Origin of the sequence: Neobacillus sp. YX16, assembly GCF_030123505.1 — a bacterium.
Classification (GTDB): Bacteria; Bacillota; Bacilli; order Bacillales; family Cytobacillaceae; genus Neobacillus.
In genome coordinates this window covers 4,556,599-4,576,156 of record NZ_CP126115.1, presented here as the reverse complement: position 1 = coordinate 4,576,156, position 19,558 = coordinate 4,556,599, and the positions used below count along the sequence as shown (strand labels likewise).

Here is a 19,558-nt window from a genome sequence, read left to right as displayed (position 1 = left end):
ACAGCATGTTACTTTTCGCTTGAACATGCTTTTCTTTGTTGTATTTATGCTGTTTTCTGTTCTAATTCTGCGTTTAGGTTTAGTACAAATCGTTTATGGGGAAGATTTTAAACGTGAAATCGAGCGAACAGAAGATATAACCGTAAATAACCCAGTGCCTCGGGGGAAAATGTTTGACCGTAACGGGAAAATTATTGTTGATAATACCCCGTTAAACGCTATTACTTACACAAAATTTCAGGATTCAAGCCAAGAGGATATGCTTGAAACCGCGGAACGTTTGGCACAGCTGATTGATAAAGATACCTCTAAAATTCGGGATCGTGATAAAAAGGATTTCTGGTTGTTAAAGAATCCTGAAAAAGCAAAAGAAAAAATTACTGAAAAAGAATGGGACTTATACGACCAAGACGAACTAGATGATAAAGAACTATATAACCTTCAGCTAAAAAGAATTACTGAAAAAGACCTTAAAAGTTTATCTCAACAAGACTTAGAAACCCTGGCCATTTTTAGGGAATTTAATAGTGGTTATGCATTAACCCAACAAATCGTAAAAAATGAAAATGTAACGCCTGAAGAATTTGCAGTTGTCAGTGAAAATTTAGAAGAGCTGCCTGGTGTTGATACTACTACGGATTGGGAACGATATTATGCATTTGGGAACACATTAAAAACTGTACTTGGAAATGTAACATCTTCTGGTGAAGGTTTACCGAAGGACAAACTAGAGGAATATCTTGCTCGGGATTATAGTCGAAATGATCGGGTCGGTAAAAGCTATATTGAGCTCCAATATGAAGATGTTTTACATGGTCAAAAAGGTAAAGTTAAAAATGTCACTGATAAAGGTGGGAAAATACTATCTACTGAAGAGGTTTCTGAAGGGCAGCGTGGAAAAGATCTTGTTCTGACGATTGATATGAATCTTCAACTAGAAATAGAAAAGATTATTGAAGAGGAACTTTGGAATGCAAAGCAAAATTCTAAATCGGCTCTTTTAGACCGTGCCTTTGTTGTTCTTATGAATCCACATACCGGTGAAATATTAACAATGGCCGGAAAGCAAATTGCTAAAAATGATGAGACCAATAAACAAGAAATGCGTGACTTTGCACTTGGGAATATAACGACCTCATATGCAGTTGGATCTGTTGTCAAAGGAGCGACGATTTTAACTGGATATAATACAGGGGCAATTCGGCCAGGTTCTATTCAGTATGATTCACCTTTAGTAATAAAAAATACACCACCTAAATCATCTTGGAAGAACTTTGGTTCTATTAATGACCTAAGAGCACTACAAGTATCATCAAACGTTTATATGTGGAAGACTGTGATTGAGATGGCAGGTGGAACATACTCACCGAATAAGCCGCTTCCATTAGATTTAACTGCTTTTGACACGATGCGTCAATCTTTCAGTCAGTTTGGTCTTGGTACCAAAACCGGAATTGACCTTCCAAATGAGAGTACTGGATATGTTGGACCTTTGAAGCAGCCTGGATTATTACTTGACTTAGCAATTGGCCAGTATGATACCTATACGGTTATGCAATTAGCACAATATGTTTCAACCATTGCTAACGGCGGCTACCGTGTCCAGCCTCATATTGTAAAGGAGATTCGTGAACCTGTGCTTGAGAGTAACCAACTTGGTCCGATTATTCAAGAAATTGAACCCAATATATTAAATCGCATTGATGGTAAGGATGAATGGATTGATCGGGTACAGGAAGGCTTTAGAATGGTTATGCAAGTTGGGGATGGTACCGGTGTTAGTACCTTTAAGGGTGTGGAGTACAATCCTGCAGGTAAAACAGGGACGGCCCAAGCTTTTTATGATGGTCCTCAGCGAAAGAACTTTGGGAAAATACCGCCTGAAGTGATGAATCTTAGTCTTATAAGCTATGCACCGTTTGATAATCCAGAGGTCGCCATGGCCGTTTTAGTTCCATGGGCATATCAGGGAAACAGCGGTCCAGCTACAGCTAATATGATTGGGAAAAGGGTAATGGATACCTATTTTAATCTAAAGAAACAGACTCCTGCGACGGAAAACCAAGACGCTGTAGAGAATGCTGAAGATACAAATGAAACAACAGATACCCAACAAAACAACCAATAGTTTTCCCCAACCTGTCTCAATAACCTGAGGCAGGTTTTTTTATATTTTGTTTAAAATAGAACATGTTAATAATAGTACATTTTTATTTATGATTTACAAAAGTCATACACAGATTTACAAAACCTTTACAATTCATTAAAACAAGCTTTACAGAAGGAGTTTATTATTAATCTTGTAAGGAAAACGAACACGTTAAACAATCCAAATTTCGTAGGGGGAATTTAGTAATGAAAAGCTTTAAGAAATTAGCACTAACAGCAATGATGACTGGTGTGCTAGCTATTACTGCAGCTTGTGGTGCACAAGGAACTGAAGGCAACAAAGAACAAGCTGGCGAAGAAGTAAAGCAACTTCAAGGTGAAATTAAAATAGACGGTTCATCTACAGTTTTCCCAATCATGGAAGCCGTGGTTGAAGAATATGGAATGATTCAACCTAATGTTAAAGTTCCTGTTGGATCATCTGGAACAGGCGGCGGTTTTGAAGCTTTTATCGCAGGTGAAACTGAACTAAGCAACGCCTCTCGTCCGATTAAAGATGAAGAAGCAGCAGCTCTTAAAGAAAAAGGCATTGATTATACTGAAATTCAATTAGCGTATGATGGACTCTCAGTCGTAGTAAATAAAGACAATGACTGGGTAGAAAGCTTAACAATCGAAGACTTACAGAAAATCTGGATTGAAGACGGAACAACTAAAAAATGGTCTGATGTCAATCCAAAATGGCCAGATGAAGAAATTAAATTATACTCTCCTGGAACAGATTCAGGAACTTTCGATTACTTTGATGAAGTAATTCTTGATGGAAAACCTATTGTTGAAAAAGCAACTCTTTCTGAAGATGACAATACACTAGTTCAAGGTGTTCAAGGTGATAAAAATGCTATAGGGTACTTTGGTTATGCGTACTATGCAGAAAACAAAGATACTTTGAAAATCGTTCCAATTGATGGCGGAGACGGTCCTGTTGAGCCAACTAATGAAACTATTGAATCTGGAGAATATTCTCCATTATCACGTCCATTGTTCACTTATGTGAAAAACTCTGCTATTAAAGATCAAGAAGAAGTGTATGATTTCGTGAAGTTTCTTTTAGAAAATGCTGCAACATTATCTGAAGATGTTGGATATGTAAAACTTCCTGATGAAGAGTATACAAAGCAATTAGAAACATTAGAAACTCTTAAGTAAAGTTTAGAATAATTTTATAGGTGAGAAGCACGATAAATGTGCTTCTCATCTTGTCATTGGAATAAAGGGGGTTTTCAGATTGGCCACTCAAAACACTAAATCATTCTCTGTTCAGAAAATGATTGAAGAGAAGAAAAAAAGGAAGAGCGCTGGAGGAATTACTGAAAAAATCATGCCATACATTTTATTCCTTGCAGCAGCCGTTTCTGTTTTGACAACGATTGGCATTGTTCTTACGCTCATTTTTGAGACATTTTTATTTTTCGATGCAGTATCGATTAAGGAATTCTTCACCGCTAAAAAATGGTATCCTTTTTCTGAAACTAATGGATCATTCGGTATTCTGCCGTTAGTAATGGGAACTTTAAAGGTAACTGTAATTGCTGCTATTGTTGCTGTTCCAATCGGACTAGCTTCAGCCATTTATTTGAGTGAGTATGCATCAGATCGAGCTCGCAGAATTATTAAACCGATATTAGAAGTTTTAGCTGGAATCCCAACAATTGTTTATGGATTTTTTGCGCTAACCTTTGTTACTCCTATATTACGTGAAATAATTCCATCTCTTGAAATTTTTAATGCGTTAAGCCCTGGTATTGTGATTGGAATCATGATTACACCGATGATCGCTTCTCTATCCGAGGATGCGATGACTTCAGTTCCTAATGCGATGCGTGAAGGTGCACTTGCACTAGGGTCGACTAAATTTGAAGTAGCCATTAAAGTCGTCCTGCCAGCTGCTGTCTCAGGAATTATTGCCTCTATCGTTTTAGGTATCTCACGAGCAATCGGCGAAACAATGATTGTAGCGGTTGCTGGTGGTTCAACACCGAATCTAGAGTGGAATTTGACAGGATCGATTCAAACGATGACTGCATATATTGTCCAAGTCAGCCAAGGTGATGCAGGTTATGGTACGACGATCTACTATAGCATTTATGCAGTTGGTATGACATTATTTGTATTTACGTTGGTGATGAATTTATTAGCTCAATACATCACCCGTCGTTTTAGGGAGGAATATTAATGAATTTAATTAATCACGAATCCGTTGTAAAGCGGATGAAATCAAGATTATCTAAAAATTCATTTTCAAAATGGACATTTTTTGCGTTAACCATGTTTGTGTTATTAATATTAGGAGTATTATTATATCGGATATTCTCTCAAGGACTTGGCTATTTAGATTTGCAATTTTTGCAAAGTCTTCCTTCAAGGAAACCTGAAAATGCAGGTGTTTATGCTGCTTTAATTGGAACCATTTGGCTTATGGCTGTTGTTGCACCTGTTTCATTATTACTGGGTGTAGGTACTGCCATCTATCTCGAAGAATATGCAAAAGACAATGTGATAACAAATTTTATTAAAGTAAATATCTCCAATCTAGCTGGTGTCCCATCTATTGTTTTCGGATTACTCGGTTTAACAATATTCGTACGTGCATTTGCACTTGGGACAAGTGTCCTGGCCGCAGGACTTACCATGAGTCTACTTGTTTTACCAGTCATTATTGTAGCTTCACAAGAAGCTATTCGCGCAGTGCCTAATCAATTAAGAGAGGCATCATTTGGAATAGGTGCTACTAAATGGCAGACCATTGTTCGAATTGTTCTTCCTGCTGCTATTCCAGGAATTCTGACTGGCGGAATTTTGGCTCTTTCCCGTGCAATTGGTGAAACAGCACCGCTTGTTGTCCTTGGAATGCCTTTATTCCTTGCGTTTTTACCAAAAACATTTTTTGATAGTATGACCGTATTACCTTTACAAATTTACAATTGGACAGGTCGTCCTCAAGTTGAATTTCATGCTTTAGCTGCAGCAGGTATTATTGTTTTACTTGTGTTGTTAATTATCATGAATTCGATCGCTGTTTTAATTCGAAATAAATTCCAGAAAAGATATTAAGGCTAGGATAGGGAGGCAAACTACTATGGAAACAACAACAGCCACTGCAAAAATTATTAATCCACAAGAAAAACAAATTGTTTATAAAACAAGCGACTTAGATTTATGGTATGGCGATAATCAAGCGCTAAAGAAAATAAACCTAGATATTATGGAAAATGAAGTGACGGCTATTATCGGACCTTCAGGATGTGGAAAATCAACATATATTAAGACATTAAATCGTATGATTGAACTAGTACCAGGCGTAAGAACATCAGGTGAAATTCTCTATCGAGGGAAAAATATCCTCGATAAATCCTACCAAGTAGAAGATTTAAGAACCAAGGTTGGTATGGTGTTCCAAAAGCCAAATCCATTTCCGAAATCAATTTATGAAAATGTTGCGTACGGTCCAAAAATTCATGGTATACGCGATAAAAAAATCCTAGATCAAATAGTTGAAAAAAGCTTAAGAGGGGCGGCCATTTGGGATGAAGTAAAGGACCGTCTCAATCAAAATGCTTACGGGTTATCCGGGGGACAGCAACAGCGTCTTTGTATTGCCCGCTGTCTTGCGATAGAACCTGATGTTATATTAATGGATGAGCCAACTTCTGCACTTGATCCTATTTCAACTTTAAAAGTAGAAGAACTAGTGCAGGAATTGAAAAAGGAATTTAGTATTATTATCGTTACTCATAATATGCAGCAAGCTGCACGTATTTCTAAGAAAACTGCTTTCTTTTTGAATGGAGAAGTAGTAGAATTTTCAGAAACTAATAAAATTTTCTCTACTCCAGAGGATAAGAGAACAGAGGACTATATTACAGGAAGATTTGGATAATGAGGTGAAATGATGAGTACTAGGTCAAAATTTGATAATAAATTAACGGATTTAAAAGAAAAGCTCTTAGAAATGGAAAGTTTAGCAGAGACAGCCGTTCGTGATTCACTAAGCGCCCTTATTAATCACGATATTGAAAAAGCTAATACGGTCATTGATGGTGATGATAAAATAGACGCCTTGGAACATGAAATTCACGACAAGGCATTGATTTTGATTGCTAGAGAGTCACCGGTAGCAAAAGATTTAAGAACACTTAATGTCGCTTTAAAGGTTTCATCTGAAGTAGAACGAATGGCAGATATGGCGGTTAATATTGCAAAAGCTACCTTGCATATCGGTAATGAAAAGCATTTTAAAGAAATCTTGGATATTCCAAAAATGATGGATCTGGCCCTTGAAATGGTATCCATGTCCATTAAGGCTTATATAGACGAAGATGTTATGTTAGCACAAAAATGTGCTGAAAAAGATGACGAAGTAGATAAAATGTTCGGTAAACTAGTTCATGAACTAATCAGCATGGTACCTGACAATCAGAATGCTACAAACCAGATCATTCAACTTTCTTTTGTTTGCCGATTTATCGAAAGAATTGCAGATCATTCAACAAATATTGCAGAGAATGTCATTTACCTAGTAACAGGTAAAACGTTCAACCTAAATGAGTAAAAAATAAATAGTTCACCTAAAAGATGAGACCTATCTATGATAGCTCATCTTTTTTTGATGCTGAAAAATTGTCTTATTATGTACAAGCAAAATACGACAAAATACGTTCATTGTACAGTTTGTTTACTGATGTTACCATTAATAGTATCTATGAAAGAATATTTCGATTACTTTTGCATATAGTAGTTGTTTGCGGAAATGGAGGAGAACAATGATTGAAGAAATTATTAAACTAAGAGAGGATGGTTTATCATTCCGAAAAATCGCCTCACACTTGAATACCACTATTGGAAGAGTTCAATATCGATGGAGTAAATATATTAATAATCTGGAAAATAATATAGAAGTTGTTTCAGTTGAAGAGAATACGCAAAGGGAAGTAAGCGAGTTAAATCACCAAACAATCGAATATACTCCTGTTAAGGGGGAATTACAGGTTAAACTGGTTACCCCTAGAAAGGTAATTGTTTATTGGGAGGCATCTAAAGTTCCCGTTAAGGTTATCACTTCATTTTATGATAGACCTTTTGAGGAACTGGTACATATCGTTAGAATTTATGATGTTACGGATATTATTTTCACTGGGAATAATGCTTACCATTACTATGATATAACTGTTCCTTATAACCAGGGCTATTGGTTTATTAAAGGATTGACAGCGAATCGGAGTTATGTGGCTGAATTAGGTGTGAAATTAAATGAAAATGAGTTTTTCCCGGTTCTTCGCTCAAATTCAGTTCAAACTCCAACTATGGGTAATTTAAAAGGCAGTGAAATTTATACGAACTTGGTGAACTTTCAACAGATTGATAATTTTTCACCAAAATGGATTGATTATGTAAGCACTTACAGCTATTATGGAGAATCAAAAAATACGGAGCAGAATAATGGATGATTATTTAAATACCCAAATGAGCCAAAAGCATTCCTACAACTGGCAATTAAAAATTCTGATATTAACCTGGGAGTACCCTCCTAATGTTGTTGGCGGGCTCTCAAGGCACGTCAGTGGTCTTGCTGTTCAATTAGCGCAACTTGGTCACGAGGTCCATGTGATTACCGCTGGGAATGGCGGTCTCACAGCTTATGAGGTAGTAAATGGAGTTCATGTCCATCGTGTCATACCACTAAACAATCAGGACAACGATTTTCTCTCTTGGATTGCAGGTCTTAATTTAACCATGAGCTTTAAAGGAGTGAAAATTGCTGAAGATATAAAGTTTGATATCGTCCATGCTCATGATTGGCTCGTAGGAACTTCTGCTGTGACTTTAAAAGAAGAACTGTCCATTCCATTATTAACGACTATTCATGCTACCGAACATAGCAGGAATAATGGAATTCACACAGATATGCAGCAGTTTATCCACAATAAAGAAAAGAAGTTAATAATGGAATCAGATCAAATAATTGTCTGCAGCACCTATATGAGAGAAGAATTATTAACAAACTTCCAACTCTCTGAGAAAAAACTGGAAATTGTTCCTAACGGAATTGAACCAAGTACTGGTGAGGTAAACTCAAACGAAATTTATCCATTCATTAAGCGTAGAAAGTATGTCTTCTCTGTAGGTAGAATGGTTAAGGAAAAGGGATTTGAAACAATTATTGAGGCTGCACAACTGGCAAGGGAAAACCGAAGGGATATATATTTTGTAATTGCTGGCAAAGGACCAATGCTCGAAAGATACCGAAAAATGGTTACGGAAAGACAATTAGATTATTTCATTGTTTTTATTGGTTATGTTTCGGACGAGCAAAGGGATGCACTGTTAGTAAATTGTGAAATCGCTGTTTTCCCAAGCTTATACGAACCCTTTGGAATCGTAGCTTTAGAAGCAATGATTCTGGGTATACCTACGATTGTTTCAGACACAGGCGGGTTAAAAGGAATTATTATGGATAAGCAAACAGGCCTGCTAATGAATCCAGGTGATGCCAAAAGCCTCCTATCTAATATTGACTTCTTATCACAAAATTCTGATAAGGCAAAAGAAATAGGCGAAAAAGGCAGGCAAATAGTTAAGAGCTTATATGGATGGAAACGAGTTGCTTCCCAAACAGTTAAAATTATGGAAGAAACACTGTTAAATAAACGGGTAAATTTGAATGAAAATGCAAGATAATATACTTTTATTGTCTAACTCCAGCGCCTAGGAAAAATTGAACTGCATTTTTCCCTGTTCAAGGCGCTTTTGCTTTTCTTTAAAAACACACTAGCATTTCCTTTTAAAAAGTGATATCATAGAAAAGTCGTATGAACGAACTAGCATAATCGTTTGGAGGGAAATTGACATGCGTGTAAATATTACGTTAGCTTGCACTGAGTGTGGAGATCGTAACTATATTTCAACAAAAAATAAACGTAACAACCCTGATCGTCTTGAGCTTAAGAAATATTGCCCAAGAGAGAAGCGTACAACAGCACACCGTGAAACAAAATAAGCAGTAGGGCTTCCTGCTGCTTTTTTTGTTGCAAAAAAATAAGGAGAATTCAATTTATATGAATGAAAAAAATATCATACGTAAAGAAATGAAAGAGAGACTTACTGGACTTACTAAGCCTAATTATGAAGATTACTCCTATAAAATAGCTAGGAATCTATTTAATGAAGATGACTGGAAACAAGCTGAAGTAATTGGGATTACTATCTCGAAGGAGCCTGAAGTCGATACATATCAAATTATTAGAAGAGCGTGGGAATCAGGAAAAGTGGTTGTGGCTCCTAAGTGCCATCCAAAGGAAAAGGTTTTATCCTTTCATAAAATAACCCGATTTTCGCAGCTGGAATCTGTTTTTTATGGTTTACTTGAACCCATAGAAGAGCACACGACAGAGGTAAAGTCTGATGATATCAATCTATTAATCGTCCCTGGTTTGGCTTATACACGAGAAGGATACCGATTGGGCTTTGGCGGTGGTTACTACGATCGTTATCTACCCAATTTTAAGGGAAAAACAATCTCTCTTGCCTTTCACTTCCAGGTTCTTCCTCAATTTCCTATAGAAAAGCATGATATTCCAGTCTCGAAACTTATCACTAATGATGAGGTAATAACTATAAAATGATACAAAATCTAATTATTGTTTCAACTATCATTTTAGGTGGTTTTGCAGGATACCGGGAACGGTCCTTAAGTAGTAGTGGGGCTATTACAGCAGTAGTAGTAGGAGTCGCTGTCTATTTCGGGTTCGGTTTAAAAGGGCTTTTCCTTCTTGGATTATTTTTTGCAACATCCAGCTTTTGGTCAAAATATAAAAGCTCAGCAAAAAAAGAAATTGAAGAAAAATTAGCAAAGGGTGCTACCAGAGATTGGCGTCAGGTTTTAGCTAATGGTGGTTGTGCTGCATTGTTAAGCATAATTTATTATTTTCAACAGGACATGATTTGGCTGATTGGTTTTGTTGTCTGCCTTGCTAGTTCAAACTCGGATACGTGGGCATCAGAAATTGGCACGTTAAGTAAAAGAAAACCTGTATACATACGGACTTTTAAACCAATAGAAAAAGGAACCTCTGGTGCCATCAGTTTGTTGGGTACGGCAGCTGCACTATTCGGATCCATGTTAATCACTTTTGCAGGTGCTTGGCTTTTTCATTTGGGCTTATTCCACTTTTTGATCATTTTCCTGTTCGGTTTCTTAGGTAATGTTATTGATACTTTATTTGGTGCCTACTATCAGCAGGTCTATATTTGCACCAAATGCGGGATTGAAACGGAGAAAAAGGTCCATTGTAAAACATCAGCTAAAAGAATAAAAGGGTATCATTTAGTGGATAATGATATGGTGAATTTCTTATCTGGATTTATTGCTGCACTGTTAGCAATGATCTTCATTTATTTTATAACATAATAGATATAAAGCTGAATCGATACTGAAAAAAGTTGTGAATTATTGTACAATTTAAGTCTATGTAAAATAATATAACCACTATCCCCCAGAGGAGGAATATCATGGTAAAAGTGAATAGAGTTGTCCTTGTTGGAACAGGTTTTGTAGGCTCAAGCTATGCCTTTGCTTTATTAAATCAAGGAATAACCGAAGAACTTGTATTAGTTGATTTAAACGAAGCAAAAGCTGAAGGGGATGCGATGGATTTAAATCATGGTTTGCCTTTTGCTCCTTCACGCACTAAAATTTGGTACGGAACCTATGCAGATTGCGATCAAGCTGACCTTGTCGTGATCACAGCTGGTGCTAACCAAAAACCAGGTGAAACACGCTTGGACCTTGTAGAGAAGAACACCAACATTTTTAAAGGGATAGTAGAACAAATAATGGCTAGTGGTTTTGATGGTATTTTCTTAGTTGCAACAAACCCAGTTGATATATTAACATATGCTGTCTGGAAATTTTCTGGTCTTCCAAAGGAACGTGTAATTGGTTCTGGAACTATCTTAGATACAGCAAGGTTCCGCTTCTTATTGGGACAGTATTATGATGTTGATACACGTAACGTTCATGCCTACATCATTGGCGAGCATGGGGACACGGAACTTCCAGTATGGAGCCACGCAGACATTGCTGGAATGAAAATCTCCGAATGGACAAGTAAACATGAAACAAACCAAGAGGACCTAGATAATATATTTATCAATGTCAGGGATGCTGCTTATCATATTATTGAACGAAAAGGTGCCACCTATTATGGAATTGCGATGGGGCTCGTTCGTTTAACAAAAGCGATATTGCGTGACGAAAATTCAGTTTTAACTGTCTCAGCTTATTTAGATGGTGACTATGGACATAAAGACGTCTATATTGGTGTACCTGCAGTAGTGAACCGCAGTGGAATAAGGGAAGTTGTAGAGCTTGATTTGAATAAGAAAGAAAAAGAAAAATTTACAAACTCTGTAAATGTACTAAAACAAACAATGGACCCTGTGTTAAGTAAGTTCTAATATAAAGTGGATAAAAACCAACTCCTATTCACATAATATCGATAGGAGGGATGATATGTCTCGTATGCTGACATCCATATTTATGATTGGATCCATTGGCTATTTTGCATTCCGCTTCAGATATCGGATTATTAACCTTTTACTCAGGTCAGGCTGGATGCGGCGAATAGCTGTAGGCTCGTTCATGAGTTTCCCTGGTGTTAAAAGTAAAATGATGCAGACTGTATTTGGGGGACCAGCTGAAAGACCATCTGATTGGTGAAAGCCGCAGATGGTCTTTTTTTGTTGAAAAAATGCCTTCCTTATCATCTTGTTTAGTCATTATTAAGCTTGTTTTTCGTTTATAATAAAATAAATTAGTGAAAAAAAGATAAAAATACAGTCTTATATAGAAAGTAGTGGGGGTATTGAATTATAAAGAGGATTATGTCTTTTGGAGATTGGCAAATTTCTTTATTTCGGAGCAAGGCTACCGAATTATTCAATTATTTGAAAATCAAAAAGAATTATGGCTGGAAAAACTCGAAAATAAAAAGGCGCCAATACTTCGATTGGTGCGTATTGATTTAGACTGGAGCAACTCGTTGCAAAGAGACATAGAATTTACAGCCTCAAATGGCGAACAGATACGGAAACAAATCGGGCGTAGCGAGCTTTCAGTTGTGAATATCTATATTAGTCAATTTCCTCCGGTTGATGACTATGAATATCGCCTGCAAAGTCAATTTATCGCTCCCCAGGCAAATAAAACGAGTGTAAGTTCCGTATTATTAACGGGCAGCCAATACGAATCAGGATTTAAAGTATTATCAGAAAGACTGGAAAGAGAAATCTCTTTCCCAATACATGGTGAGTACTCAGACCAGGATGTTATGGTCCAAAAGAAAGCAGCATTAGATTCTGCACTTCAAATGTCTAAAAAAGAAAAAGAAATATTCTCGAATGGTAAACCATTTTTTACATACCTTTTTATGATTATCCAGGTTGCCGTTTTCTTATTATTAGAGCTTCAAGGGGGAAGCACGAATACCTCTACTCTGATTAAATATGGGGCCAAATTTAACCCTTATATTTACGAGGGAGAATGGTGGAGATTCATAACGCCTATTTTCCTTCATATCGGTTTTTTACATTTAGCAATGAATACCTTGGCTTTATACTTTTTAGGCCCGGCAGTGGAAAAAATCTTTGGGAATACCCGATTTATATTTATCTATCTTTTTGCGGGTATATCAGGGGTTATTGCCAGTTTTATATTTAGCCCAAATATTTCAGCAGGAGCAAGTGGAGCAATCTTCGGCTGTTTTGGGGCATTGCTTTATTTTGCACTCATGTATCCAAAGCTTTTTTTTCGGACAATGGGTACTAGTGTCATTACAGTACTGGTCTTTAATTTAATATTTGGATTCACCGTATCCATCGTAGATAATGCCGGACATTTAGGAGGTTTGGCTGGTGGTTTCCTTGCAGCTGGAATCCTCCACTTCCCTAAGAAGAAAAAGCCATTTTTACAGATACTATTTTTGTTACTATCAGCCTCTATCATATATGGGTCCTTAGTGTATGGTTTTCAACATTCGAAAACAAGTGGAAATGAAAGCTCTACTATGATGTTAGCCCAAGAAAATATTAAACAAGAGAACTATGAACAAGCATATGACGTATTAACGAAATACGTAAAGGACGCTGGTAAACCATCTCTAGAAGTATATTTTGCCTTATCTTTTGTAGAAATAAAATTGAACAAACTCGATGATGCTAAATCTCATCTGCTCAATGTCATACAATTAGACCCTGATTTACCTGAAGCCTACTATAATTTAGCCTTACTCCATTTAGAGGAAAACGACCTAAATGAGGCAAAAAACAATGCTGAAAAGGCGTCAGAATTAAAACCAAGACAACAGGAATATTCTGACTTGGTTCAGGAACTTAATCGTTTACAGCCATCATCTGACGGAGAAGAATAGGTTCACCTAAAGCGGTCTCTGTTAATACTAATAAATGTGATTTGTCGGTTGCGATTAAAATAAGCGGAAGGGTACTGCCTTTGGGACTTTCAATGGCACCCTCTGCTTTTTTTATTCCAAGGATATAATTTTTATACAAGCCCTCCCAAAGGTTTCCTACAATTTTAGCGGTTTCTGGTTTTGTAAAACCCGGTAAGGAGTCCTTGGCCAGTTCATTAAACTCGCTGAGGGGATATGCTTGGTAGTTACTCAAATTAATAGAAAAATGACGTAAACCTTTGTTCCAACTGAGCTGCAGCATTGTTTCTATCTGCTGTTCCAACTGTTTCTTTACATTATCAGCATGAGCTGTAAGGAAGAAAGTTTGGTCCGCAGACATGGCTTGAGAACTGAAAATTTTATTTTCATTTTCATGGAGCTCTGCATGGTGAAAGGTAATGGCTTGTAATAGAACATTTTTGTCCAATGTCATTCTTTTTTCCTGTTCAATTACTGCAGTATTCTGCTTCCAGTTCCAAAGTTGATCAATAAGACGTCCGTTGGCATACAGCAAAGCAGCATCCTGCCTTAAGTATGCTTTACGATCCAAAGTGGAATGTTCCTTCCATAAAATTGTATTTGCTGGATTATTCATCAATGTAAGGATGGTCTGTGCTGTTTTAAAGCTTACATTGGGATCAATCGGAAAGTAGGTGATACTCTCCTGTATTTTCGGATTTTTATACTGATGTATTGTAAAAGCTAGAATAACAATGATAAATACTCCTAGCATCAAATAGTTTTTTTTCATCTAATCCCATCCTTCTTTTTTACTATTGAAAGATTAATAGCAGCTATATTAAAGTTATATGGAATCAATTGACTGGACATGCCAGATTCTTGCATTTCTTAGCAAGAACTGCTTGAGGGTGGTATGGGCTTAAGGTATACTTTACATGTAATGTTTCTCATTCCTTATGTAAGAGGGCTAAAAAATGAAGTCAATTTATGATATTCAACAATTTTTAAAACAATATGGAACAATTATTTATATTGGAGATCGAATCGCAGACCTAGAATTAATGGAGTCAGAATTAAAAGATTTGTATCAAGCTCAGTTAATTGAACCGAAAGAATACTCGACTGCACTGTTAATTTTAAGACATGAAATTAGATTTTTAAAAGAAAAAGAAGAAAAAAGATAGGTGATTATGGTGACGGAAAAATGGATTGTTGGTGTTGACCTGGGTGGGACCACTACAAAAATAGCTTTTATTAACTTGAACGGAGAAATCCTTCATAAGTGGGAAATTCCTACTGATAACTCTAATGAAGGTCAAAATATTACGAGTAATATTGCGAATGCAATCAATCAAAAATTAGCAGATATAAATGTACAAAAGTCCAAATTAATTGGAATTGGTATGGGAGCACCAGGACCTATAGATTATGAAACTGGTGTTGTTTTAAATGTTGTTAATCTTGGATGGAAGGATAACTTTCCTTTACAAGAAAGTTTGCATTCACTAACAGCCTTGCCGGTTGTTATCGAAAACGATGCTAATTGTGCAGCGTTGGGGGAAATGTGGAATGGTGCTGGTAAGGGTGCCAGTGATTTAGTGTGTGTGACACTTGGAACGGGTGTAGGCGGCGGAGTTATTGCTAATGGTGATATCGTACGAGGTATTAACGGTGCAGCTGGAGAAATTGGTCATATCACGTCTATCCCTTTTGGAGGAGCGCCTTGTAACTGTGGAAAGACTGGCTGTTTGGAAACAATTGCTTCCGCAACGGGCATTGTTCGTCTGGCTGAAATTGAACTTTCAAAAGCTAAAGCAAAGGGACAGCTGGCCATTTTACTTTCTGAAAATGGGAAAGTTACAGCGAAGGATGTTTTTGATAGCGCTCGTAATGGTGATGAACTGGCTAAAAACATAGTCGATGAAGTTGCCTTTCATTTAGGATTTGTTCTTGCAAATATTGCTAATACACTGAATCCGGAAACCATTGTACTTGGCGGTGGTGTATCTCGTGCAGGGGATGTTTTATTAGACGCAGTAAAGGTAAACTTCTCTATGTTTGCTTTCTCATCAGTTAGAGATTCTACAACTCTTTCACTGGCAACATTAGGTAATGATGCGGGAGCAATTGGTGCGGCTTGGCTTATAAAAAATAAACTAGAATTATAAAGAACAACCTAAACCTGCATTTTTTAGCAGGTTTTTTGTTGTGCTCATTTTCTCCTGTCGTTCGTCATATTATTTTTATGATGGAAGGAGGGAGAAAAATATGGAAGTTCGAGTCCGTGAAGGTGATTCCTTTTCGTATTATGGTCGATTATTTATGGTCCCGCTTGAACTTATTACCGATTCAAACGAGAAGGTAAACCCAACCAGTTTGAAATCTGGTACAAAAATAGTTATTCCAGGCTACGTTTCTGTTCCGTACACAATAAAAGAAGACGATACTTTGTGGAAAATTGGAAATGAAAATAATCTACAGATTGACGCTGTCATGATTCTCAACCAAATGAAAGATCCCAATCGCTTAATACCAGGTGAAATCCTTTATCTGCCAGAACGAATTGCAAAGCAAAATGTTAGTTCAAAATTACCATTTGGTTCAGGGATATTAGTGAAACAAATAAAAACTCTTAAAAAGTTTTATCCATTTATTAATGTTGAGACTATAGGGACTAGTGTTTTAGGGAATCCCATTCAAGAAATTAGAATTGGAAAAGGGTTGAAAAAGGTTCATATGAACGCCTCTTTTCATGCAAACGAATGGATTACAACGATGGTATTAATGACCCTAATGAATCAATACCTCATTTCATTAACAAATCGAACTGCATTAAGAGGCATTAATACAATAAATTTATATAATGAAACGGAATTATCAATTGTACCAATGGTAAATCCAGACGGGGTAGACCTAGTATTAAATGGTCCACCAATAAGCCGTTGGGATGAAGTGGTGAATATCAATGAAGGCAGTAATGAATTTGTTCATTGGAAGGCAAATATAAGAGGGGTAGACTTAAACAACCAGTTTCCGGCGAATTGGGAGATTGAGCAGGAGAGGAAGGAACCTAAGTCTCCCGCACCAAGAGATTATCCAGGCAAGTCTTCTTTATCAGAACCTGAAGCAGTTACTATGGCTGATTTAATGAAAAAAAATAATTACGACAGAATACTAGCCTTTCATACTCAAGGTGAAGAGTTCTATTGGGGATATGAAGGCTTCGAACCTCCTGAATCAGAAGTCCTGGCAAAGGAATTCGAACGAGTAAGTGGTTACAAGGCGATACGAAATGTCGATAGTCATGCGGGATTCAAGGACTGGTATATACAAGAATTTAAACGCCCAGGTTTTACTTTAGAACTCGGAAGGGGAATAAATCCATTGCCCTTATCTCAATTTAATGACATTCTCCAAAAAGTTGAGGGTATATTTCTAGCCTCACTTTATTTGTAAATAGTACTTCCTTGACTTGTAAAATGATTTCAATGACATTAGAATAAACTATTGTGCTGGTTATTTGTGAATAGAAGAAAAGTCGTATGCATGCGACTTTTTTCTTATTTTTTTAAATAATTCTGTTATTATTGAAACATTTTTGTAATGAAAACGTACTAATCATTAAGGAGAAAATAGGAGGGAGGGGAAAAATGAGTTTATACAAAAGGAAAATAAATATTAAATATATGTTTCAAATCATGTTTTTGCTCATTTTCACCTCCTTTTTTAGTGCTTGTACACATCAACAAGATGCCAAACCCAGCCCTTCTAAAGAAATTGACAAGGATAATAACAAACCCTCACAGCCAGTAGCAGCTTGGAAACTCCCAATTAAAATACCTGAAGGTGAATTCTATAAAGTAGGGAGCTGGTTTTCTGACCATCAGTTACTCTACATTACTAACCTTGAGCAATCATCATCAGTATATTTTTATAATCTTTTAACTGGTAAAAGTGAATTACTATATAAGAGTGAGTTCCCAATCGTCACCTTACAGGTTAGCCCATCAAAAAATTATATACTAATACAAACTTCTCCTTCCACCTATGAAGGACAAGTTATCATACTGTCTTCTGAGGGCTCTGAGTTAATGAAGCAATCTTTCCCTTCGTATGAATTAGCCTTTGAATGGAACCCATTTAATGAATCGGAGATTCTAATCTCTGCTTTTAAAGAAGATTGGACATATCAAATGCTGCTGCTTAATATTGAACAAAGTAAAACAACTGAATTATCAATTCCTCAACCATTTATTAAGTGGGTAGGAAAAGATGAAATTGCCTATCTGAACTGGGATGAAACCAGCCCTTCACTTTTTGCGCCACTCATGTCGAAGAAAATAGGAGCTGAAGGTGAGGAAGTACTATTCAATGATGTACTTCAATTCTCAACCTATCATAATATTCTAATGACTGTTACCGCTAGGGATGAGGAGCAATTACAGGCATCTTATGGTTTTTATAATAAGGATAAAAAGGAGCTTTATTCTTTTTCTATCCCTCATTTGACAATGTTCTCAGGCTGGTTAGTTCCTTACCATGACTTTAATGAAAGTAAAGGGAAATTCATTACCTTAAAGCCTTTAAAAAGTGCAGAAGCCGATGCTTACAGTGAAGGCTTTGAGCTTATAAGCTATGATATTAATAAGGGCATCAGCAATATGATTTTGCAAGGAATGAAGAATGAACCAATTCAGCTTTCACCTTCTGGGGAAGCTGCACTGTATGGAAATCGTTTTGAAAAAATCATTCATTTAAAAACAAAAGAAATATCTGAGCTCGTAGATAAATAAAAAGACTGCCGTTTGGCAGTCTTTCAATTTTATTGAGCTTAATGTGTTCCAGTAGGAAAACCACTTTCAATAACGGTCATGATTGCAAACCAGCCAAAAACAGCCAATGTTGCTACGGCCCAAAATGCCCCTAAGAAATTTTTATTTTTTAGGGCAGTGAATGCACCATAAGCAGCAAGTAAGGCAACCAAAGCAAAAATAATAACTACTCCCATTAATAAAGCCCCCTTTATTAGATAATACTTGGACTTAGCCCAACTCTCTAAAATAGTTATGTAAGAATATTATATACATTCGATTCTTATTTTATATTCTTTTTTATCATTTGTCGAGGGCTAAAAATGTTAGCAATGCAGCTTACATAGTGTAAAATAATAGTAATGCAAAAATAGTTGGAGGTAATGAAAGAAATGAAATGGTCTCAAATCCCTCTAGGGGTATTACAAACAAATTGTTACATAGTGGAAAGTCCTGATAAATCCTGTTTAATCTTTGATCCAGGCAGTGAAGGGAAAAAGCTAATTAAGTGGCTAATGAAGAGAGAACTCAAGCCAATTGCTATTTTTTTAACTCATGCACATTTTGACCATATTGGTGCAGTTGATGAGGTAAGAGACTACTATAAGATTCCTGTTTACATTCATGAAGAGGAAGAAGATTGGCTGATAGATCCGGCTTTAAATGGCTCGAAGTTTTTTCAAATGCAAGAGTTAATGAAAATGAAAAAAGCTGACAATATCTTGAAAAAAGAAGAAACTTTAACAATTGGTGATTTTACGTTCTCAATCTTTGAGACTCCAGGACATTCACCTGGGAGTGTATCGTATTACTTTGAGTCTGAGGGATTTGTTGTATCAGGGGATGCACTATTTAAGAGCAGTATTGGTCGAACAGATCTTCCAGGGGGTAACCATAAACAATTAATGAAGAGCATCCATGAAAAATTATTATTTTTACCTGAAGAAACAGCTGTTTTATCGGGGCATGGACCTATAACCACTATTGGAGAAGAGATGGATAGTAATCCGTATATAAATGGGTTTTAAAATCAAAAGCGGAAGCGCCTAGGCGCTGGAGCTAGACGATTGTATCAATAGAAAAAACCCTTCTCGTTGGAGAAGGGTTTTTTCTGGGGGATGTCCTATTATAAATAATGGGAGGGATATAGTT

21 protein-coding genes are annotated in these 19,558 nt (G+C 36.6%); 19 read left to right on the top strand and 2 right to left on the bottom strand.

Going from position 1 to position 19,558, the window contains the following annotated elements:
• Window positions 1–25 precede the first annotated feature (25 nt).
• The 14 genes from QNH48_RS22585 to QNH48_RS22520 all read left to right on the top strand — a co-directional run bounded on the left by QNH48_RS22585 (window position 26) and on the right by QNH48_RS22520 (window position 13,595).
• Window positions 26–2,128, top strand: coding sequence for a peptidoglycan D,D-transpeptidase FtsI family protein (locus QNH48_RS22585; RefSeq protein WP_283955857.1), 2,103 nt, complete (start codon window positions 26–28; stop codon window positions 2,126–2,128).
• A 227-nt stretch (window positions 2,129–2,355) separates the two neighbouring features.
• Window positions 2,356–3,318: a PstS family phosphate ABC transporter substrate-binding protein gene (locus QNH48_RS22580; protein ID WP_283952092.1), complete on the top strand. Its 963-nt coding sequence runs from the start codon at window positions 2,356–2,358 to the stop codon at window positions 3,316–3,318.
• Between the two features lie 118 nt (window positions 3,319–3,436).
• On the top strand, window positions 3,437–4,345 hold the full coding sequence (gene pstC, locus QNH48_RS22575) for a phosphate ABC transporter permease subunit PstC (RefSeq protein ID WP_133367662.1): 909 nt from the start codon (window positions 3,437–3,439) through the stop codon (window positions 4,343–4,345).
• Window positions 4,345–5,223 carry a phosphate ABC transporter permease PstA gene (gene pstA, locus QNH48_RS22570; protein WP_283952091.1) on the top strand — a complete coding sequence of 293 codons (879 nt, stop codon included), beginning with the start codon at window positions 4,345–4,347 and terminating at the stop codon, window positions 5,221–5,223. Before pstC ends, pstA begins: the two co-directional genes overlap by 1 nt.
• Before the next feature lie 25 nt (window positions 5,224–5,248).
• Window positions 5,249–6,049, top strand: a complete 801-nt coding sequence (gene pstB / locus QNH48_RS22565; protein ID WP_283952090.1) for a phosphate ABC transporter ATP-binding protein PstB — start codon at window positions 5,249–5,251, stop codon at window positions 6,047–6,049.
• Window positions 6,050–6,058: 9 nt separating this feature from the next.
• Window positions 6,059–6,721: a phosphate signaling complex protein PhoU gene (phoU, locus tag QNH48_RS22560; RefSeq protein ID WP_283952089.1), complete on the top strand. Its 663-nt coding sequence runs from the start codon at window positions 6,059–6,061 to the stop codon at window positions 6,719–6,721.
• 211 nt (window positions 6,722–6,932) lie between these two features.
• A complete protein-coding gene (locus tag QNH48_RS22555) occupies window positions 6,933–7,616 on the top strand; it encodes a DUF4912 domain-containing protein (RefSeq protein ID WP_283952088.1) in 684 nt (227 codons plus the stop codon).
• The gene (locus tag QNH48_RS22550) at window positions 7,609–8,847 is read left to right on the top strand and encodes a glycosyltransferase family 4 protein (protein WP_283952087.1); all 1,239 of its coding nucleotides are present in this window, start codon (window positions 7,609–7,611) and stop codon (window positions 8,845–8,847) included. Before QNH48_RS22555 ends, QNH48_RS22550 begins: the two co-directional genes overlap by 8 nt.
• A 169-nt stretch (window positions 8,848–9,016) precedes the next feature.
• On the top strand, window positions 9,017–9,166 hold the full coding sequence (gene rpmG, locus QNH48_RS22545) for a 50S ribosomal protein L33 (protein ID WP_015594975.1): 150 nt from the start codon (window positions 9,017–9,019) through the stop codon (window positions 9,164–9,166).
• A 58-nt stretch (window positions 9,167–9,224) separates the two neighbouring features.
• Window positions 9,225–9,791 (top strand): 5-formyltetrahydrofolate cyclo-ligase, encoded by a 567-nt coding sequence (locus QNH48_RS22540; protein WP_095247083.1) that lies wholly within the window; start codon window positions 9,225–9,227, stop codon window positions 9,789–9,791.
• The gene (locus QNH48_RS22535; RefSeq protein WP_283952086.1) at window positions 9,788–10,576 is read left to right on the top strand and encodes a DUF92 domain-containing protein; all 789 of its coding nucleotides are present in this window, start codon (window positions 9,788–9,790) and stop codon (window positions 10,574–10,576) included. The genes QNH48_RS22540 and QNH48_RS22535 overlap by 4 nt, the downstream gene beginning before the upstream one ends.
• Before the next feature lie 98 nt (window positions 10,577–10,674).
• On the top strand, window positions 10,675–11,625 hold the full coding sequence (locus QNH48_RS22530; protein WP_283955856.1) for an L-lactate dehydrogenase: 951 nt from the start codon (window positions 10,675–10,677) through the stop codon (window positions 11,623–11,625).
• Window positions 11,626–11,680: 55 nt separating this feature from the next.
• The gene (locus tag QNH48_RS22525) at window positions 11,681–11,887 is read left to right on the top strand and encodes a hypothetical protein (RefSeq protein ID WP_133367337.1); all 207 of its coding nucleotides are present in this window, start codon (window positions 11,681–11,683) and stop codon (window positions 11,885–11,887) included.
• Between the two features lie 136 nt (window positions 11,888–12,023).
• Window positions 12,024–13,595, top strand: a complete 1,572-nt coding sequence (locus tag QNH48_RS22520) for a rhomboid family intramembrane serine protease (RefSeq protein ID WP_481858433.1) — start codon at window positions 12,024–12,026, stop codon at window positions 13,593–13,595.
• On the opposite strand, the gene QNH48_RS22515 is transcribed toward QNH48_RS22520, so the two are convergent.
• Entirely contained in the window at window positions 13,558–14,385 is an 828-nt protein-coding gene (locus QNH48_RS22515; protein WP_283952084.1) for a hypothetical protein, read from the bottom strand. The two genes, QNH48_RS22520 and QNH48_RS22515, sit on opposite strands and share 38 nt — an antisense overlap.
• Before the next feature lie 184 nt (window positions 14,386–14,569).
• Between QNH48_RS22515 and QNH48_RS22510 the strand changes: the two genes are divergently transcribed.
• From QNH48_RS22510 to QNH48_RS22495, 4 genes are all read left to right on the top strand, one after another.
• Window positions 14,570–14,779: a YqgQ family protein gene (locus tag QNH48_RS22510; protein WP_095247089.1), complete on the top strand. Its 210-nt coding sequence runs from the start codon at window positions 14,570–14,572 to the stop codon at window positions 14,777–14,779.
• Between the two features lie 9 nt (window positions 14,780–14,788).
• A complete protein-coding gene (locus QNH48_RS22505; protein ID WP_283955855.1) occupies window positions 14,789–15,763 on the top strand; it encodes an ROK family glucokinase in 975 nt (324 codons plus the stop codon).
• 100 nt (window positions 15,764–15,863) lie between these two features.
• Window positions 15,864–17,051 carry a M14 family metallopeptidase gene (locus QNH48_RS22500; RefSeq protein ID WP_283952083.1) on the top strand — a complete coding sequence of 396 codons (1,188 nt, stop codon included), beginning with the start codon at window positions 15,864–15,866 and terminating at the stop codon, window positions 17,049–17,051.
• Window positions 17,052–17,245: 194 nt separating this feature from the next.
• A complete protein-coding gene (locus tag QNH48_RS22495; protein WP_283952082.1) occupies window positions 17,246–18,388 on the top strand; it encodes a YqgU-like beta propeller domain-containing protein in 1,143 nt (380 codons plus the stop codon).
• Between the two features lie 38 nt (window positions 18,389–18,426).
• On the opposite strand, the gene QNH48_RS22490 is transcribed toward QNH48_RS22495, so the two are convergent.
• Entirely contained in the window at window positions 18,427–18,603 is a 177-nt protein-coding gene (locus QNH48_RS22490) for a DUF2759 domain-containing protein (protein WP_095247093.1), read from the bottom strand.
• Between the two features lie 195 nt (window positions 18,604–18,798).
• Between QNH48_RS22490 and QNH48_RS22485 the strand changes: the two genes are divergently transcribed.
• Window positions 18,799–19,434 (top strand): MBL fold metallo-hydrolase, encoded by a 636-nt coding sequence (locus QNH48_RS22485; RefSeq protein WP_283952081.1) that lies wholly within the window; start codon window positions 18,799–18,801, stop codon window positions 19,432–19,434.
• Window positions 19,435–19,558: the final 124 nt, after the last annotated feature.

Excerpts from the sequence above, each read along its gene's own strand:
- phoU (WP_283952089.1), top strand. The coding sequence starts at position 6,059 with ATGATGAGTACTAGGTCAAAATTTGATAATAAATTAACGGATTTAAAA.
- QNH48_RS22490 (WP_095247093.1), bottom strand. The coding sequence starts at position 18,603 with ATGGGAGTAGTTATTATTTTTGCTTTGGTTGCCTTACTTGCTGCTTAT.
- QNH48_RS22540 (WP_095247083.1), top strand. The coding sequence starts at position 9,225 with ATGAATGAAAAAAATATCATACGTAAAGAAATGAAAGAGAGACTTACT.
- QNH48_RS22485 (WP_283952081.1), top strand. The coding sequence starts at position 18,799 with ATGAAATGGTCTCAAATCCCTCTAGGGGTATTACAAACAAATTGTTAC.
- QNH48_RS22585 (WP_283955857.1), top strand. The coding sequence starts at position 26 with ATGCTTTTCTTTGTTGTATTTATGCTGTTTTCTGTTCTAATTCTGCGT.
- QNH48_RS22535 (WP_283952086.1), top strand. The coding sequence starts at position 9,788 with ATGATACAAAATCTAATTATTGTTTCAACTATCATTTTAGGTGGTTTT.
- pstA (WP_283952091.1), top strand. The coding sequence starts at position 4,345 with ATGAATTTAATTAATCACGAATCCGTTGTAAAGCGGATGAAATCAAGA.
- QNH48_RS22500 (WP_283952083.1), top strand. The coding sequence starts at position 15,864 with ATGGAAGTTCGAGTCCGTGAAGGTGATTCCTTTTCGTATTATGGTCGA.
- QNH48_RS22580 (WP_283952092.1), top strand. The coding sequence starts at position 2,356 with ATGAAAAGCTTTAAGAAATTAGCACTAACAGCAATGATGACTGGTGTG.
- QNH48_RS22510 (WP_095247089.1), top strand. The coding sequence starts at position 14,570 with ATGAAGTCAATTTATGATATTCAACAATTTTTAAAACAATATGGAACA.
- QNH48_RS22550 (WP_283952087.1), top strand. The coding sequence starts at position 7,609 with ATGGATGATTATTTAAATACCCAAATGAGCCAAAAGCATTCCTACAAC.
- QNH48_RS22525 (WP_133367337.1), top strand. The coding sequence starts at position 11,681 with ATGTCTCGTATGCTGACATCCATATTTATGATTGGATCCATTGGCTAT.
- rpmG (WP_015594975.1), top strand. The coding sequence starts at position 9,017 with ATGCGTGTAAATATTACGTTAGCTTGCACTGAGTGTGGAGATCGTAAC.
- pstB (WP_283952090.1), top strand. The coding sequence starts at position 5,249 with ATGGAAACAACAACAGCCACTGCAAAAATTATTAATCCACAAGAAAAA.
- pstC (WP_133367662.1), top strand. The coding sequence starts at position 3,437 with ATGATTGAAGAGAAGAAAAAAAGGAAGAGCGCTGGAGGAATTACTGAA.
- QNH48_RS22555 (WP_283952088.1), top strand. The coding sequence starts at position 6,933 with ATGATTGAAGAAATTATTAAACTAAGAGAGGATGGTTTATCATTCCGA.
- QNH48_RS22515 (WP_283952084.1), bottom strand. The coding sequence starts at position 14,385 with ATGAAAAAAAACTATTTGATGCTAGGAGTATTTATCATTGTTATTCTA.
- QNH48_RS22495 (WP_283952082.1), top strand. The coding sequence starts at position 17,246 with ATGAGTTTATACAAAAGGAAAATAAATATTAAATATATGTTTCAAATC.